At 75.5% G+C, this 14,247-nt stretch carries 18 protein-coding genes and 1 riboswitch; of the genes, 7 read left to right on the forward strand and 11 right to left on the reverse strand.

What is annotated here, in order from left to right; genetic code table 11:
- Positions 1-19: 19 nt before the first annotated feature.
- Positions 20-808, reverse strand: a complete 789-nt coding sequence (locus EAO77_RS00630) for a TetR family transcriptional regulator (RefSeq protein WP_147986186.1) — start codon at positions 806-808, stop codon at positions 20-22.
- A gap of 145 nt (positions 809-953) precedes the next feature.
- Here EAO77_RS00630 and EAO77_RS00635 point away from each other — a divergent pair, with 145 nt between their 5' ends.
- The gene (locus EAO77_RS00635; RefSeq protein WP_147986187.1) at positions 954-1,742 is read left to right on the forward strand and encodes a PIG-L deacetylase family protein; all 789 of its coding nucleotides are present in this window, start codon (positions 954-956) and stop codon (positions 1,740-1,742) included.
- Between the two features lie 96 nt (positions 1,743-1,838).
- On the opposite strand, the gene EAO77_RS00640 is transcribed toward EAO77_RS00635, so the two are convergent.
- Positions 1,839-2,705 carry an SCO6745 family protein gene (locus EAO77_RS00640; protein WP_147986188.1) on the reverse strand — a complete coding sequence of 289 codons (867 nt, stop codon included), beginning with the start codon at positions 2,703-2,705 and terminating at the stop codon, positions 1,839-1,841.
- A gap of 110 nt (positions 2,706-2,815) precedes the next feature.
- Between EAO77_RS00640 and EAO77_RS00645 the strand changes: the two genes are divergently transcribed.
- Positions 2,816-3,427: a TetR/AcrR family transcriptional regulator gene (locus EAO77_RS00645; RefSeq protein WP_147986189.1), complete on the forward strand. Its 612-nt coding sequence runs from the start codon at positions 2,816-2,818 to the stop codon at positions 3,425-3,427.
- A 25-nt stretch (positions 3,428-3,452) separates the two neighbouring features.
- Here EAO77_RS00645 and EAO77_RS00650 read toward each other — a convergent pair whose 3' ends face one another.
- Positions 3,453-4,292: a class I SAM-dependent methyltransferase gene (locus EAO77_RS00650; protein WP_147986190.1), complete on the reverse strand. Its 840-nt coding sequence runs from the start codon at positions 4,290-4,292 to the stop codon at positions 3,453-3,455.
- A gap of 384 nt (positions 4,293-4,676) precedes the next feature.
- Here EAO77_RS00650 and EAO77_RS00655 point away from each other — a divergent pair, with 384 nt between their 5' ends.
- The 5 genes from EAO77_RS00655 to EAO77_RS00680 all read left to right on the forward strand — a co-directional run bounded on the left by EAO77_RS00655 (position 4,677) and on the right by EAO77_RS00680 (position 8,887).
- On the forward strand, positions 4,677-5,984 hold the full coding sequence (locus EAO77_RS00655) for an enolase C-terminal domain-like protein (RefSeq protein WP_147986204.1): 1,308 nt from the start codon (positions 4,677-4,679) through the stop codon (positions 5,982-5,984).
- Entirely contained in the window at positions 5,981-6,739 is a 759-nt protein-coding gene (locus tag EAO77_RS00660; RefSeq protein ID WP_147986191.1) for an SDR family NAD(P)-dependent oxidoreductase, read from the forward strand. The genes EAO77_RS00655 and EAO77_RS00660 overlap by 4 nt, the downstream gene beginning before the upstream one ends.
- Before the next feature lie 3 nt (positions 6,740-6,742).
- Positions 6,743-7,801: an aldo/keto reductase gene (locus EAO77_RS39665; protein WP_261993745.1), complete on the forward strand. Its 1,059-nt coding sequence runs from the start codon at positions 6,743-6,745 to the stop codon at positions 7,799-7,801.
- 47 nt (positions 7,802-7,848) lie between these two features.
- On the forward strand, positions 7,849-8,517 hold the full coding sequence (locus tag EAO77_RS00675) for a class I SAM-dependent methyltransferase (protein WP_147986192.1): 669 nt from the start codon (positions 7,849-7,851) through the stop codon (positions 8,515-8,517).
- A gap of 112 nt (positions 8,518-8,629) precedes the next feature.
- A complete protein-coding gene (locus EAO77_RS00680) occupies positions 8,630-8,887 on the forward strand; it encodes a hypothetical protein (protein WP_147986193.1) in 258 nt (85 codons plus the stop codon).
- Positions 8,888-9,029: 142 nt separating this feature from the next.
- Here EAO77_RS00680 and EAO77_RS00685 read toward each other — a convergent pair whose 3' ends face one another.
- From EAO77_RS00685 to EAO77_RS00720, 8 genes are all read right to left on the reverse strand, one after another.
- Complete coding sequence (locus EAO77_RS00685; RefSeq protein ID WP_147986194.1) at positions 9,030-9,653, reverse strand: class F sortase; 624 nt, start codon at positions 9,651-9,653, stop codon at positions 9,030-9,032.
- 16 nt (positions 9,654-9,669) lie between these two features.
- Positions 9,670-10,254: a hypothetical protein gene (locus tag EAO77_RS00690; RefSeq protein ID WP_147986195.1), complete on the reverse strand. Its 585-nt coding sequence runs from the start codon at positions 10,252-10,254 to the stop codon at positions 9,670-9,672.
- A 139-nt stretch (positions 10,255-10,393) separates the two neighbouring features.
- Positions 10,394-10,744: an ArsR/SmtB family transcription factor gene (locus EAO77_RS00695; protein WP_147986196.1), complete on the reverse strand. Its 351-nt coding sequence runs from the start codon at positions 10,742-10,744 to the stop codon at positions 10,394-10,396.
- Positions 10,745-10,791: 47 nt separating this feature from the next.
- Positions 10,792-11,643 carry an energy-coupling factor ABC transporter ATP-binding protein gene (locus EAO77_RS00700; RefSeq protein WP_147986197.1) on the reverse strand — a complete coding sequence of 284 codons (852 nt, stop codon included), beginning with the start codon at positions 11,641-11,643 and terminating at the stop codon, positions 10,792-10,794.
- Positions 11,640-12,389: a cobalt ECF transporter T component CbiQ gene (cbiQ, locus tag EAO77_RS00705; RefSeq protein ID WP_147986198.1), complete on the reverse strand. Its 750-nt coding sequence runs from the start codon at positions 12,387-12,389 to the stop codon at positions 11,640-11,642. Before cbiQ ends, EAO77_RS00700 begins: the two co-directional genes overlap by 4 nt.
- A 6-nt stretch (positions 12,390-12,395) precedes the next feature.
- Positions 12,396-12,797 carry an energy-coupling factor ABC transporter substrate-binding protein gene (locus EAO77_RS00710; protein WP_147986199.1) on the reverse strand — a complete coding sequence of 134 codons (402 nt, stop codon included), beginning with the start codon at positions 12,795-12,797 and terminating at the stop codon, positions 12,396-12,398.
- The gene (locus EAO77_RS00715) at positions 12,794-13,495 is read right to left on the reverse strand and encodes an energy-coupling factor ABC transporter permease (RefSeq protein ID WP_147986200.1); all 702 of its coding nucleotides are present in this window, start codon (positions 13,493-13,495) and stop codon (positions 12,794-12,796) included. Before EAO77_RS00715 ends, EAO77_RS00710 begins: the two co-directional genes overlap by 4 nt.
- Positions 13,496-13,523: 28 nt before the next feature.
- Positions 13,524-13,749: riboswitch (cobalamin riboswitch) on the reverse strand.
- A 136-nt stretch (positions 13,750-13,885) separates the two neighbouring features.
- The coding region (locus EAO77_RS00720) for a PTS-dependent dihydroxyacetone kinase phosphotransferase subunit DhaM (protein WP_147986206.1) at positions 13,886-14,247 on the reverse strand (362 nt) is incomplete at its 5' end.

A 14,247-nucleotide genomic window follows, 5' to 3' on the forward strand; every position in this document is an offset into this window, starting at 1 on the left:
GGGGGTCCCGCGGGGGTGGTCAGTCGGGGGAAGCCCCGGGCGGCTGGGCCAGCCCGGCGGCCAGCAGGTCGAAGGTCCGGCGGAAGACATCGGCGAAGGCGAGCCGGTCGCGCCGGGCGCACCAGTGCTCCACGGCCACCCGCACGGCGGTGCCGCCCACGGCGGCCAGCAGCCGCGGATAGAGGTCGGAGGCGGGTCCGCCGTCCTCCCGGGCGGAGCACGGATCCGGCGTCTCCCGCTGCCCGGCGCCGTGCGAGGCGGGCGCTCCGGGCTCACGCGTGCCGCAGGGCTCGGGGGCGGTCCGCCGTCCGTCGCCCGCGACGGTCTCCGGGTGTCCGGCCGGTGCGGCGGGCTCCAGACGCTCGGCCAGGGCGTCGGCGAGTTCGAGCTCGTCGGCCAAGTGGGCGCCCAGGCTGCGTGCCAGCAGATGCGGCGACCTGTGGAGCACCTCGGCACGCAGCGCCCAGAGCTCGTGCCGGTCCTCGACCTCGGCGAGCTCCGCGGCGAGCGCGTCGCGCAGCACGTCCAGCGGCGGCAGGGCGGCCGGCGCCTCGCGCACGGCCCGGCGGACGCGGGCGCTCGACTCGGCGTCGATCATGACGAAGACGTCGTCACGGGTGTCGAAGTAGTTGAAGAACGTCCGCGGCGAGACCCCCGCGGCCTCGCTGACCGTCTCCACGGTGACGTTCTCCGCCCCGTGTTCCGCCGCGAGACGCAGTGCCGCCTCCACGAGAGCCGCACGGGTCGCCCGCTTCTTGCGCTCCCGCAATCCGTTGCCTGCGGCACTCTTCTCCGTCACGAGCTGCATGATATGCAAAAGTGCAGACCCTGCAAAAATATGGGGGCTCCTGTCGGACCGGCTCCCGCGGGCGTCCTGGCGCCGCCGTCCCGTCTGCGCACCGGCGTCTCCGCTCCGGGCTGCCCGGCAACGGCTGCGGGACCATCATGGATCCATGAGCGCTTCCGCTTTCGACGCCGAAGCGGCCCGGCACGAGCAGCTCCCCGTGCTGCCGGAGGACTGGCAGCGCTGCCTGGCCGTCGCGGCGCATCCGGACGACATCGAATACGGCACCGCCTGCGCCGTGGCCCGCTGGACCGGTCAGGGCAAGACCGTCACCTATCTCCTCGCCACCCGCGGAGAGGCCGGCATCGACGCCATCCCGCCGGAGCGCGCCGGACCGCTGCGCGAGGAGGAGGAGCGTGCCGGCGCGCGGGCGGTCGGCGTCGACGTGGTGGAGTTCCTCGACCACGTCGACGGAGTGATCGAGGGCGGCCCGCGGCTGCGGCGGGACATCGTCCGCGCCGTCCGCCGCCACCGGCCGCAGATCATGGTGTCCGGCGACTTCGGCGTCCGCATGGTCGGCGGCATGACGAACCAGGCGGACCACCGCGTCGTCGGACTCGCCGCCCTGGACGCCGCACGCGATGCGGGCAACCGCTGGGTCTTCCCGGAACTCGCCGACGAGGGCCTCGAACCGTGGGGCGGCGTGCGGTACGTCTGCTTCGCCGGTGCGGCCCGGCCCACCCACGGCGTCGACGTCACCGGACCGCCGCTCGACGCGGGCATCGCGTCGCTGGAGGCGCACGCCGAGTACACCCGGGGACTGGGCGAACGGGGCTTCGAGGCGCGCCCGTTCCTCACCTGGATGGCGCGCACGGGCGGCCCCGCGATCGGTGCGGAGGCCGCGATGCTCTTCGACGTCCACACCCTCGTCCCGGACGGCCCGCCCCCCTGGGTGTGACCGCCGCCCTGGCGCGACGCGCCCGCGCCGCCCGCGGCCGGCGCGATCCGGGACGCGCCCCGCGTCCCGGTCCCGCCGCCGGCAGGCGCCCTCCGGTCACACCCTGCCGATGCCCAGGGTGTTGGTGGCGGGCAGCAGACCGGTGCTCAGCACCGCGACCCAGAGGTCGCCGAGGAGTTCGGCGAGCCGTGCCGTGGCGTCCGGGCCGAGTGCCGCCCAGGGGGCGGCGGCCGCGGCGTCGGTGCGTTCCTCGACCCGGGACCGCAGCGCCCGGCCGGCGTCGGTCGCCGAGCCGTCGGCGTCCAGCAGGCCGCGCAGGACGAGCCGTTCGGCCGCGGCGCCCCATTCGGCGTCGCTCCAGCCGCGGCTCGCGAAGGTCTCCACCGGGGCCGCGCCCACGGCGGCGAAGGAGACGAGTGACTCGACCGGGTCGAGCCCCGCGTCCAGCAGTGCCGCGACATGGCCGTCACCGCGGTGCTCGCGCAGGACGGTCGCGGCCTGCCAGAGCATCAGATGCGGCTCCTGGGGCCAGGGCAGCGCTGCGTTCGACGCGGCGAGGGGGCGCCCGGCGGTGTCGGCGCCCTCGGCGGCGCGCCGGGCCAGGGCGGCGGCCTCCGCCAGGCCGTCCGAACCGACGGCCTCCCCCAGCACGGCGCGGTAGGTGAGGTCCACGGCGCGCAGCCGGGCCGCGAGCACCTCCGCGGGCGGGGCGGTCTTCCAGGCGCCCGGCACGTACCGCTCGACCATCCGCGGACTGAAACTGTGGAACGCCCGGCCCACCTCGTCGGCCCCGGCCTCGCCCAGCGGCGCGGCACGCCATGCGAAGTATCCGGGCCAGCGCTCCCGGACGTCGAAGCCGAGCGCCGCGGCCTGCTCGTACGCCTGCGGGGCGTAGTACAGGACGGCATGCAGCGGTTCGAGCAGGTGCCACATGCGGCGTACGTGTCCGAGGTCCTCGGTCATCGCTCGGTCCCCCTTCCGGGCCGGATCCGTTCCGGCCGCAATCTTGTCACTGACAAGATTGCTCGCGACGGTTGAACTTGTCAATGACTAGATGCCGGTAGCCTGAGGGGATGAGCAGCTACCACCACGGCGACCTGCGGCGCGCGGTCCTGCGGGCGGCCCTGGACGTCATCGCGTCCGACGGTCCCTCGGCACTGAGCCTGCGCGACCTCGCCCGCCGGGCCGGGGTCTCGCACGCGGCGCCCGCCCACCACTTCAAGGACCGCGCCGGGCTGCTCACGGCCATCGCGGCCGAGGGGTACGACCTCCTCGCCGACGCCCTGGCCTCCGCGCCCGGTCTCCGGGAGCGCGGCGTGGCCTACGTGCGGTTCGCGATCGGTCATCCGGCGCACTTCCAGGTCATGTTCCGGCCCGAGCTCCAGCGCGCGGACGACCCCGCGCTCACGGCGGCCAAGGCACGGGCCGACGCCGGGCTGCGCACGGTCGTCCGGCACGAACGGCCCGCGGACGACGAGGACTCCACGGCGCTGGCGGCCTGGTCCGTCGCGCACGGATTCGCCACGCTCCTGCTCGGCGGCAACCTGACCCGCGGCGTCGGGGAGCGCGACCCGGAGGAGGTCTTCCGCGGCCTGGCCACCGTCATGTTCGGGCCGGGCGGGACGCCGCCCGCGGCCCCGCCGGACGCGTCACCGGGCCCCGGCGGCCGCGCGGACGCCGACTGAGCGCAGGCGGGGCGGCGGGGCGGGTTCAGCCCCGGTGGCCGGGCGCGCGGCCCCAGGCCGTGAGCATCCCGGGGGAGAGGCCCGCGAAGTCCGGGGCCGCGAGGCCGCGGACGGCCTCGTCGACCCCCGCGTCGTCCACGAGTCCGGTGGCGACCATGGCGTCCCTCGACCGCTCCCAGGTCTGCGCCCAGAACCGGCTGATCGGGCTGCCGGCCACCAGTGGCGGCACGTGGATCTCCGCGGCGACGGACTCGAGGCCGGCATCGGCCAGCAGTTGCGGGCAGCCCGGCACCCAGGACACGTCGGTGCCGATGGTGTCGCGCAGTCCCTGCCACATCGCGCGAACGGCGTTCGTCACCGGGCCGTCGGGCGCGACGCCGGTGGTGAGATCGACCGCGTCGCTGACCACGAGGACCCCGCCGGGCGCCAGGAGTGCGGCGAGCCGGGCCGTCATCCGTGCGGGGTCGGGGAGGTGCATGAGGACGAACCGCGCGTGCACCAGGTCGAACCGCCCCGGGGCGAAGCCGTCGGCGAGGACGTCGGCCTCCAGCGGTGTCAGCCCTTCCGGCCGGTCCTGCGCCAGGAACCGGGTGTCCCGGTCGACGGCCACCACCTCTGCCACACCGGCCTCCCGCAGCAGCATGCGCGCCACGCTGCCCGTGCCGGCGCCCACGTCGAGGCACCGCCACCCCGGGCCCGCGCCCAGTTGCCGCAGCCGGTCCAGGGTGAACGCGTCGTACGCCCGGGCGCCGTGGTCGATCCGGTCCGCCTCGCCGCCGTCCCCGGGACGGAAGACGCGCTCGCCGTAGCGTCCCTCGTCAGAAGGCGGCCGCTCCCGGTCCGCCGAAGAGGTCTCCACTGCCATGCGTCCATGGTCCCGCCGGCCCGCCCGGCCCGCAGAACCTGCGGGCGCGGGGAGGTGCCGCGCCGACCGAGAAGCCCGTTTCCTCCGATGGGTGCGGCAGCCGACTCCCGTCCGAGCGCACCGATCGAGCCGAAACCCGCGATACATCCGATGTCTGTCTTGCCTTCCCGGCACCGGCTGCCTATCGTCGAGCCGTCCGGCAGCACGTCCTCCGATCTCTCCCCACGTCCTCTGCTCCCTGCGGCCGTCCACGCCACCGGCCCGGCGCGCCGCCCGCCCTCCGCGGCGGACCGGCCGCCGAACGGACCGGCTGCCGCGCGGAACGCCGTGCCGACGGACCCGAAAGGACCCACGTTGCCTCCAGACACCCCCCGGGTGACCTCGATGGAGACCTACGACATCCGCTTCCCGACCTCCCGCGAGCTCGACGGGTCGGACGCGATGAACCCGGACCCCGACTACTCCGCCGCCTACCTCGTCCTGCGCACCGACGCCGGCGACGGCACGGAGGGGCACGGCTTCGCCTTCACCATCGGGCGCGGCAACGACGTCCAGGTCGCCGCCCTCGACACCCTGCGGGCGCACGTCACCGGCCGCCCGGTCGCCGAACTGTGCGCCGACCCGGGGTCGCTCAGCCGGGCGCTGACCGGGGACAGCCAACTGCGCTGGCTCGGACCGGAGAAGGGGGTGATGCACATGGCGACCGGCGCCGTCGTCAACGCCGTCTGGGACCTCGCCGCCAAACGCGCCCGCAAGCCCCTGTGGAAGCTGCTCGCCGACGCCGAGCCCGAATGGCTCGTCTCCCAGGTCGACTTCCGCTACATCGCCGACGCGCTCACCCCCCGGGAGGCCCTGGACCTGCTGCGCCGCGGCAGGGAGGGCCGCGAGGCCCGCGAGGCCGACCTCGTGCGCCGCGGCTACCCCGCCTACACCACCTCGCCGGGCTGGCTCGGCTACTCCGACGACAAGCTGACCCGCCTCGCCGAGGAGGCCGTCGCCGAGGGATTCACACAGATCAAGCTCAAGGTCGGGGCCGACCTGGAGGACGACGTCCGCCGGTGCCGGGCCGCCCGGGCAGCCGTCGGCCCCGGCATCCGGCTGGCCGTCGACGCCAACCAGCGCTGGAACGTGGACGAGGCCATCGCATGGACCAAGGCCCTCGCCGCGTTCGACCCGTACTGGATCGAGGAGCCCACCAGCCCGGACGACATCCTCGGCCACGCCGCCATCCGCACCGCGGTCGCCCCGGTGAAGGTGGCCACCGGCGAGCACGCGCAGAACCGCATCGTCTTCAAGCAGTTCCTCCAGGCCGGGGCGATCGACGTCCTCCAGCTCGACGCCGCCCGCGTCGGCGGGGTCAACGAGAACCTGGCCGTCCTGCTGCTGGCCGCGAAGTTCGGCGTGCCGGTCTGCCCCCACGCCGGCGGCGTGGGCCTGTGCGAACTCGTCCAGCACCTGGCGATGTTCGACTACCTCGCCCTGTCGGGGACCACCGAGGACCGCGTCATCGAGTACGTGGACCATCTGCACGAGCACTTCGTGCACCCCGTGCACGTGGCCGGCGGGCGCTACCGGGCCCCCTCGGCCCCCGGCTTCTCCAGCGCCATGCACCCGGCGTCGATCGCGGCCTACACCTACCCGGACGGCGCCTTCTGGGCCGCCGACCTCGCCAGCAGAGGAGAGACGGCATGAGCGGGGACCTCGACGGGCTGCGGGCCCTCGTCACCGGCGGCGCGTCCGGCATAGGGCTGGCCACCGTACGACTGCTGCGCGAGCGCGGCGCCGAGGTCGCGGTGCTCGACCTCCGAGCGGACGGCCTGCCCGACGGCGTGCACGGCTTCACCGCGGACGTCGGCGACGGCGACGGCGTCACCGGCGCCGTGGAGGCGGCCGGCACCGCACTCGGCGGACTGGACCTCCTCGTCAACAACGCCGGAACCGGGGCCGCCGGCACCGTCGAGGACAACGACGACGCCGAGTGGAGGCGCGTCCTCGACATCAACGTCCTCGGCATCGTCCGCACCACCCGCGCCGCCCTGCCGCACCTGCGCGCCTCGGCACACGCCGCCGTCGTCAACACCTGCTCCGTCGCCGCCACCACCGGACTGCCCCGGCGCGCCCTCTACTCGGCCTCCAAGGGCGCCGTCCTCGCCCTGACCCTCGCCATGGCCGCCGACCACGTCCACGAGGGCATCCGCGTCAACTGCGTCAACCCGGGGACCGTGGACACCCCCTGGGTCGCCAGGCTCCTCGACGCCGCCGACGACCCCGCCGCGGAACACGCCGCGCTCAGTGCCCGGCAGCCCATCGGGCGGCTGGTCACCGCCGACGAGGTGGCCGCCGCCATCGTGCACCTCGGCTCACCGGCGTCGTCCGCCGTCACCGGCACCGCCCTCGCCGTCGACGGCGGGATGGCGTCCCTGCGGCTGCGCCCGCCCGGACGGTGAGCCGTGCGCACCCTCATCGCCGGCCGCACCGGCGTGCCCCTCACCCGGCTGCTCCTCGGGGCCGCCGGCATCGGCAACCTGTACACGCCGGTGACCGACGAGCAGGCGGCCGCCGCGGTCGACGCCGCCTGGGACGCCGGTGTCCGCGCCTTCGACACCGCACCCCACTACGGTCTCGGCCTGTCCGAACGCCGCCTGGGCGCCGCCCTCGGCCAACGCCCGCGCGGCGCCTTCACGCTCTCCACCAAGGTCGGCCGCCTGCTCGTGCCCGCACCGGACGCCACCGGCGACGACCTGGCCAACGGCTTCGCCGTGCCCGCCACGCACCGCCGGGTCTTCGACTTCAGCGCCGACGGCGTCCGCCGCTCCCTCGACGCGAGCCTGCGGCGGCTGGGCACCGACCACATCGACATCGCCTACCTCCACGACCCCGACGACCACGTGGACCAGGCCCTCACCGAGGCGTATCCGGCCCTCGAACGTCTCCGCGACCAGGGAGTGGTGCGGGCCATCGGGGTCGGGATGAACCAGAGCGCCGTCCCCGCACGCTTCGTCCGCGACACGGACATCGACGTGGTCCTCGTCGCCGGCCGCTACACCCTTCTCGACCGGACGGCCCACGCCGACCTGCTGCCCGAAGCGCGGCGCCGCGCGGGCGTCGAGCGCTGGCGGGACCTGCTGAGGACGTCCGGCCGGGACGCCGGGGCCGGTCTGCGGCAGGCGCGAGCGCTGGCGGGACCTGCTGAGGACGTCCGGCCGGGACGCCGGGGCCGGTCTGCGGCAGGCGAGCGAACGCAGCGCGACCTGACCGCCGCCGCGGTCAGAACAGGGCCAACTGGCCCGGCAGCACCGGCAGCACGCTGCCGTCGAGCGACGGCTGGAGCGCCGGATCGAGCGGCGCGAGCCGACGGGAACCGGGGCACGACACCAGCTCGGACCCGGTCCGGGCGCCGGCCGGATCGTGGCGCGCGTAGCGGCCCGCGACCACGGCGATCCGACGGCGGCACACGGGGCACGGACGGCGGGGAGCAGACATGCACCCAGTCTGCCAGCCACCGGTGACAACACCCGTCCGTGCCCGGGCGGGCGGCCCGCCCTATCGTTGGCCGATGCGCGCACACCACATCGACCGCCCGGCCGATCTCGACACCGTCCGTGAGTCCTACGACCGGGTGGCCGACAACTACGCCCACATGGTGCAGACGACGGGAATCGGCGACATCCGCACCCACCCCTGGCTCAAGGCGTCGATCGACGCCTTCGCCGACACCGTGGGCGGCCTCGGGCCCGTGCTGGACGTCGGCTGCGGACCCGGAACGGTGACCGCCTACCTCGCCGAGCGCGGACTCGACGTGTCCGGCGTCGACCTCTCCCCCCGCATGATCGAGAACGCGCGCCGCCTCCACCCCGGTTGCCGCTTCAGCGTCTCCTCCGCCACCGAACTCGACCTGGAGGAGGCGTCCCTCGGCGGCATCCTCGGGTGGTGGTCACTGTTCAACCTCCCCCGTGACGTGCTTCCCCAGGTGCTCGCCCTGTTCGCGCGCGCCCTGAAGCCGGGCGGGCACCTCATCACCGCCACCCACGCCGGTGACGAGGACGCCGTGCGCACCGAGGCGTACGGAGGCGTCCCCGTCCGCTGGACGACGCACCAATGGCGGCCGGAACGACTCGTCGGCCTGATCGAACGGTCCGGCCTGCGCACGGTCGCCGAACTCCGGCTGCCCCCGACCGAGTACAGCGGCCCCGGAGTGGTCGTCATGGCCGGGCGACCGGTCTGACGCCCGTGTCCCGCGGCGCCGATCCCGGGCCTCGTCCGCGGGGGGCCGCCGCGGGCGTGCTCGCCTGCGCACTCGCGCTGCTCGTCCACGGCGTGACGGCGGCTCCGGCGGGGTGACCGGGCCGGCCGCGCGTATCGCGTCGGTGCCCGAGCGGGAGTACCGGCGGGTGCGCGGCGTCGGCGCCCTGCGCGGGCACGGCGCCGACGCGGCCCACCCGCCCGCGCAACTGCGCCGGCAGCGTGTGAGCGAGGGCGAACAGCGGGACGCGGCCGTGCGGTGCGATGCGCCGAGGGCCGGCCCGATCGCGGACGAACTCGCCCCGGCTCGCGAGCGCACCGCCCGTCTCGTCATCCGCGACGGCGTGGCCTGACGGTCCGCAGGCGCCGCGGCCGGTCTCGATCGGCGGGCCGCTCGATGTCCTGTCCGGGACGGCCCCCGCGCCGGGACGGCGAGAAGATCCTCACAGGGCCCGGCGCGGGCCCGCCCGGTGCCGTGGTCCGGTGCGGCCGGCCTCAGCGCACCGCGACCAGCCGGCCCGAGGCGACCACGTTGCCCTGGTAGCCGTCGCGTGCGGAGTACGCACCGCCGCAGGTGATCAGGCGGATCTCCGGTGCGGGGCCGTCCGCGTAGACGGTGTCGGCGGGGAAGCCGCGCTGGGGGAAGACCTCCACCGCGTAGAGCGCGAACACCGCCGTCCTGCCGTCCTCGCGCTCGACCTCCACCCGCGTGCCGGGCGGCAGGGAGCCGAGGGGGTGGAACACCGCGGGGCCCGCGTCGTTGTCGACATGGCCCACGACGACGGAGGTGCCGCGTTCCCCGGGGGAGACCGCGCCCTCGTACCAGCCGGCCAGCCGCGCCCGCTCCGGCGGCGGTGCGGCGACCCACCCGTCGGCGTCGAGACCCACCGGGGTCACCGGCGCGTCGATGCCCGCCGAGGCGATCACGATCCGGTGCGGCGCGGCGTGCGGCAGCGGGGCGGGCGGGTCGCTCGCCGGGTGGTGCGCCCGGGCCGCCGCGGGGGCGGGCTGCGGAGGGCCGCCGGCCGGCTGGKACGAGGCGCCGTTGCGTACGAGGAAGACGCCGAACAGCAGGACGCACAGCACGGTGAACCACGCACCGCGTCCCGCGCCCGCCACGGCCGCCCTCCCCGTCTCAGGCCCGGCCGCCGGAGCGGCGGCGCAGCAGGAGCAGGACGGCCCAGGCGAGACCGGAGGCGATCACCACGCCGCCCGCGGCCAGTTGGGCGGGACCGAGGTCGGTGAAGCTGCCGCCGGTGCCCGCCTTGACGCCGCCGTCCGGTTTCACGTCCTGCGCGGGCTTCTCGTGCCGACCCGGGTCGTGCGCCGGGGGACGGGTGCTCTCGCCGGGCCGGGGCGCGGGGGAGTGGTGCTGCCCGCCCGATGCGGAGACGGTGAGCTTCGTCCGTCCCGTCTCGCCCTCGCAGTCGAAGACGACCTCGTACTCGGCGCCCGGCTCGGCGTCCTCGTAGAGCTCGGCCCGGCCCGGCTTGCCGCCGGTCAGGGTGACGGTGTCGAACACCGGCGCGGTCACGGTGACGGTCGCGGACGCGCATTCCGTGGCCGTGAGCGAGACCGTGCCGCCCGGGGCGACGGACGCGGGGGAGACGCTGTACGCGAACGACGTGATGTCGTCGGCGGGTTCGGCGTGGGCGGCGGGAACCGCGCCGGCCAGCAGGAGCGGGCCGAGGAGGCAGAGGGAGGCGAGCCGTGGGTGCATGAGGCGTCTCCGGTTCCCGAGGCGCAGCCGCGGAGCGGTTCCACGGAGGCGACAGCGCACCTCGACGGCAACGACGCTAGGAGCGGCCCGGGCGGCCTGCCACTTCAAGGGGGCCGATGGGCCGTGCGGGCGTCGGCCGTCAGCCGGGCAGGTCGCGTGCGCCGAGCCGCAGGTGCTCGATGTGGTAGACCGCCTCGTCGAGCAGTTGCGCCACGTGGTCGTCGTAGAGGCTGTACTCGATCCGCCGGCCCTGGCGGGTACCGGTGACCAGGCCCAGCGTGCGCAGCAGCCGCAGCTGGTGGGAGACCGCCGACTGCTCCATGTCGACCGCGGCGGCCAGATCGGTGACACCGCAGGGGCCCTGCCGCAGGCGGGTGAGGATCATCAGCCGGGACGGGGTGGCCAGCGCCTGGAGCGTGGCCGCGATGGCGGCCGCGGAGTCCGCGTCGAGGTGCGCGGCCGGTGTGGTGCCGCTGACTCCGTGTCCCATGCGGCACATCGTAGTCGTGCACCCCGATTGTATGAATGAAGACCTGTTCATGCGTTGTCGACTGGCCCGGGGCCAGGGGGACGCGGCAGGAAGCGCCCCAGCTCCTCCGCCGTGCGCGGGCCCGGGGCTCCCGGCGGCAGCAGGCCGTGGGCCGACAGGACCTGGGCCACCGCCGTACCCCACGGCCGGCGCAGCCGTGCCGCGTCGAGCAGGGCCTGGTCGGTGAGGAGTGCGGCCACCGGGCCGGTCCGCGGGCCGTCCGGTGCCAGCACGACCGCGTCGTCGGCCCAGCGCAGGGCCAGGTCCACGTCGTGGGTGGCCATCACGACCGTCGTGCCCGCCCGCCGCAGCCCGTCGAGCACGTCCAGCAGCCGCTCCTGGCCGTGGGGGTCGAGCCCGGCGGTGGGCTCGTCCAGGACGAGCACCCGCGGCCGCATCGCCACCGCCCCGGCGATGGCGGCGCGCTTGCGCTGTCCGTAGGAGAGCAGATGCGTCGGCCGGTCGCGCAGGGACGCGATGTCCATCGCGGTCAGCGCCTCGTCGACGCGCGCCCGGACCTCCTCCTCCGGCAGGCCGAGGTTCATCGGCCCGAAGGAGACGTCCTGGCCGACGGACGCGGCGAAGAGCTGGTCGTCCGGGTCCTGCACCACGAGCTGCACGGTCGTGCGGAGACGGGTCAGCCCGGGACGGTCGTACGTCACCGGCTCGCCCTCCAGCAGCAGCCGGCCCGAGGCCGGCCGCAGGCCCCCGCTGAGCAGCCGCAGCAGGGTGGTCTTGCCGCTCCCGTTGCGCCCCAGCAGCGCGGTGGCGCGGCCCTCGGCGAGCGCGAGCCCGACCCCGTCGAGGACCGTCGGGCCGTCCTCGTAGGCGTAACGGGCGTCGACGAGCTGGACTATCACAGGACGTACCTTTCGAGAGCGAGGGTGAGCAGCACGAGCGCGGTGAGCAGGCCCGCGACACCGCAGAGGAACGGCCCGGAGACCGTCGCCCGCGGCACCAGCACCCGCAGCGTGCCGTCGTAGCCGCGTCCGGCGAGGCCCGTGTGGAGCCGGGACGCCCGGTCGAAGGCGCGGACGAACGCCGTCGCCCCGAGCCCCGCCAGCGAGCGCCAGGCCGCGGCCCGGCTGGTCGCACCGAGCCGGGCCGCCTGTGCCTGACGCACCCGGGTCACGGAGTCCAGCAGCAGGAAGCTGATCCGGTACATCACCAGGGCGACGTCGACGACGGGTGCCGGCACGCCCGCGCGCACCAGCCGGGGCAGCACGTCCGACACGGGGGTGGTGAACGCGAACAGCAGCACGCCGAGCGAGGCCGCCGACGTCCGCAGCAGCAGCTCCCCGGCGTGCGCGGGCCCGTCGGGCGCGAACGCCACGGCGCCCTGCGGCCCGCCCACGGCGAACAGCAGGGGCACCGCGCCGGTCACGCAGAAGCCCAGCGGGAGGCGGAACGCCCGCCACAGCTGCCGCGGGGCGACACCGGCCGGGCCGAGCAGCACCGTGAGGGTCGCCGCCGCGACGAGCACGGCGCCCGGCCACGGGGGCAGACAGACGGCCGTGACCGTCAGCCCGAGCCCGAGGACGGCCTTCTCCAGGGGGTGGCGGCGGCGCCAGCGACTGCTGTGCGCCGCCGCGTCGATCGGCAGCACCGCCGGTCAGGAGGCGGCCGTCGGGGCGCCGCCTGCCGCGGCCCCACCGGCAGCCGCCCCGCCCGCGGCCTCACCCGCGGACGCCGGCCCGGCGGACGCCCGTGCCGCGCGCGCCTCCCCCTGACGGCGCCCCTTGCGCAGTCCGAAGTAGTACGCGAGGACTCCCGCCCCGATCGCGGCCTGGAGCGCGAACAGAGCGGACTCCACCTCGCCGGACGGCGGTTCGTACAGGGGCGAGAACCAGGGCTCGTACTCCGGATCCAGTTCGGTGATCGCCGTCTCGGCCTGCGCGTCGGCACCGGTGAACGGCTCCTCCTTGTGGTCCCCGAGCCCCAGGGCCAGCGGCAGGACGGCCAGGGCCACCACGATCAGGACCAGCAGCGTGTTGATCTTCGCGTGACGGCTCATCGGACCCCCGCCTCCCGCGCGGCACCCCGCGCGCCGCCCGGCACCAGCACGCCCAGACGGGTCAGTTCACCCTTGCTGGACTGGACGAGCAGCCGCATCACCAGCACGGTGAGCAGCCCCTCGCTGACCGCCAGCGGGATCTGCGTCACCGCGAAGATCCCGCCGAACTTGGCGAGCGCCCCCAGGAACCCGCTGCCCGGGTCGGGGAAGGCGAGGGCGAGCTGGACGCTGGTCACGCAGTAGGTGACGAGGTCGGCCGCGAACGCGGCGAAGAACACGGAGACCATCAGGGGTGCGCCGCCGCGGCGCATCAGCCGGTGGACGCCGTAACCGGCCCACGGCCCGACGACCGCCATCGAGAAGACGTTCGCACCGAGGGTGGTGAGCCCGCCGTGCGCGAGCAGCAGGGCCTGGAAGAGCAGCGTGATGGTGCCGAGCACCGCCATCACCGGCGGCCGGAAGAGGATCGCCCCCAGTCCGGTGCCGGTGGGGTGGGAGCAACTGCCCGTCACCGACGGGATCTTCAGCGCCGAGAGGACGAAGGTGAAGGCGCCGGAGGCGCCGAGCAGCAGCGTGGACTCGGGATGGGCCCTGACCTCACGGGTCAGGGCGCGGACACCGTGGACGACGAACGGGGCGGACGCCGCGCCCCAGGCGACGGCGTGCAGCGGGGGCAGATACCCCTCGGCTATATGCATGGTTGGGAGACCCTCTCCAGCACCTCGTGGATGGACAACGCACCCTGGCCGGTCTCCTGGCTGACGGGCGTCGGTGTCCGGAGGTCTTCCGTGCACACGTCACACCCGGCTCCGCCTTCCCAGGCACCGCGGTCTCCCGCGGTGTCCCAGTGGCTTCCCCGGAGGGGAGGTGGAGCCGGACATCCCGATCACAGTGGCGAGGGCCGCACCGGTTCCGCACCGGTTTCCCGAACACCAAGGCCCCGTGACAGTAGTCCCCCCACCAGCGCCCTCACAACCCGATGCCGGTCGCACGCCCTCCCCGGGCCCCCACCGTGCCGGGGGCGCGCACCGCGCGCGTCGCGCCTCCCGGACGGCGGGGCCGCCGAGGCGGCCGCCGGGCGCGCCGCGTCACTGCTTGCGGTAGCCGTACGCTTCCCGGGCCGCCGTCACCACGGCGTCCAGGTCCGCTCCGGCGGAGGCCGTGACCACCGCGGCGACCGCGCCCTCCACGAACGGCGCGTCCACCAGGCGGGTCCCGGCGGGCAGTTCGTCCTCCTCCGCGAGCAGCGCCTTCACGGTCAGCACGGCGCTGCCGAGGTCGACGAGGACGGCCACACCGGCGCCCCGGTCCACACGGGAGGCCGCGGCGGTGATCAGTTCGGCGCTCGTCCCGAGGCCGCCGTCCGGCGTCCCGCCGGCGGCCGCCACCGGTGCGAGCACGCCCCCGCCCGCAAGGGCCGGGCCAGCTATCTCGGCGAGCGCAGCATCGG

Origin of the sequence: Streptomyces sp. T39 (assembly GCF_008042045.1) — a bacterium.
Taxonomy (GTDB): domain Bacteria; phylum Actinomycetota; class Actinomycetes; order Streptomycetales; family Streptomycetaceae; genus Streptomyces.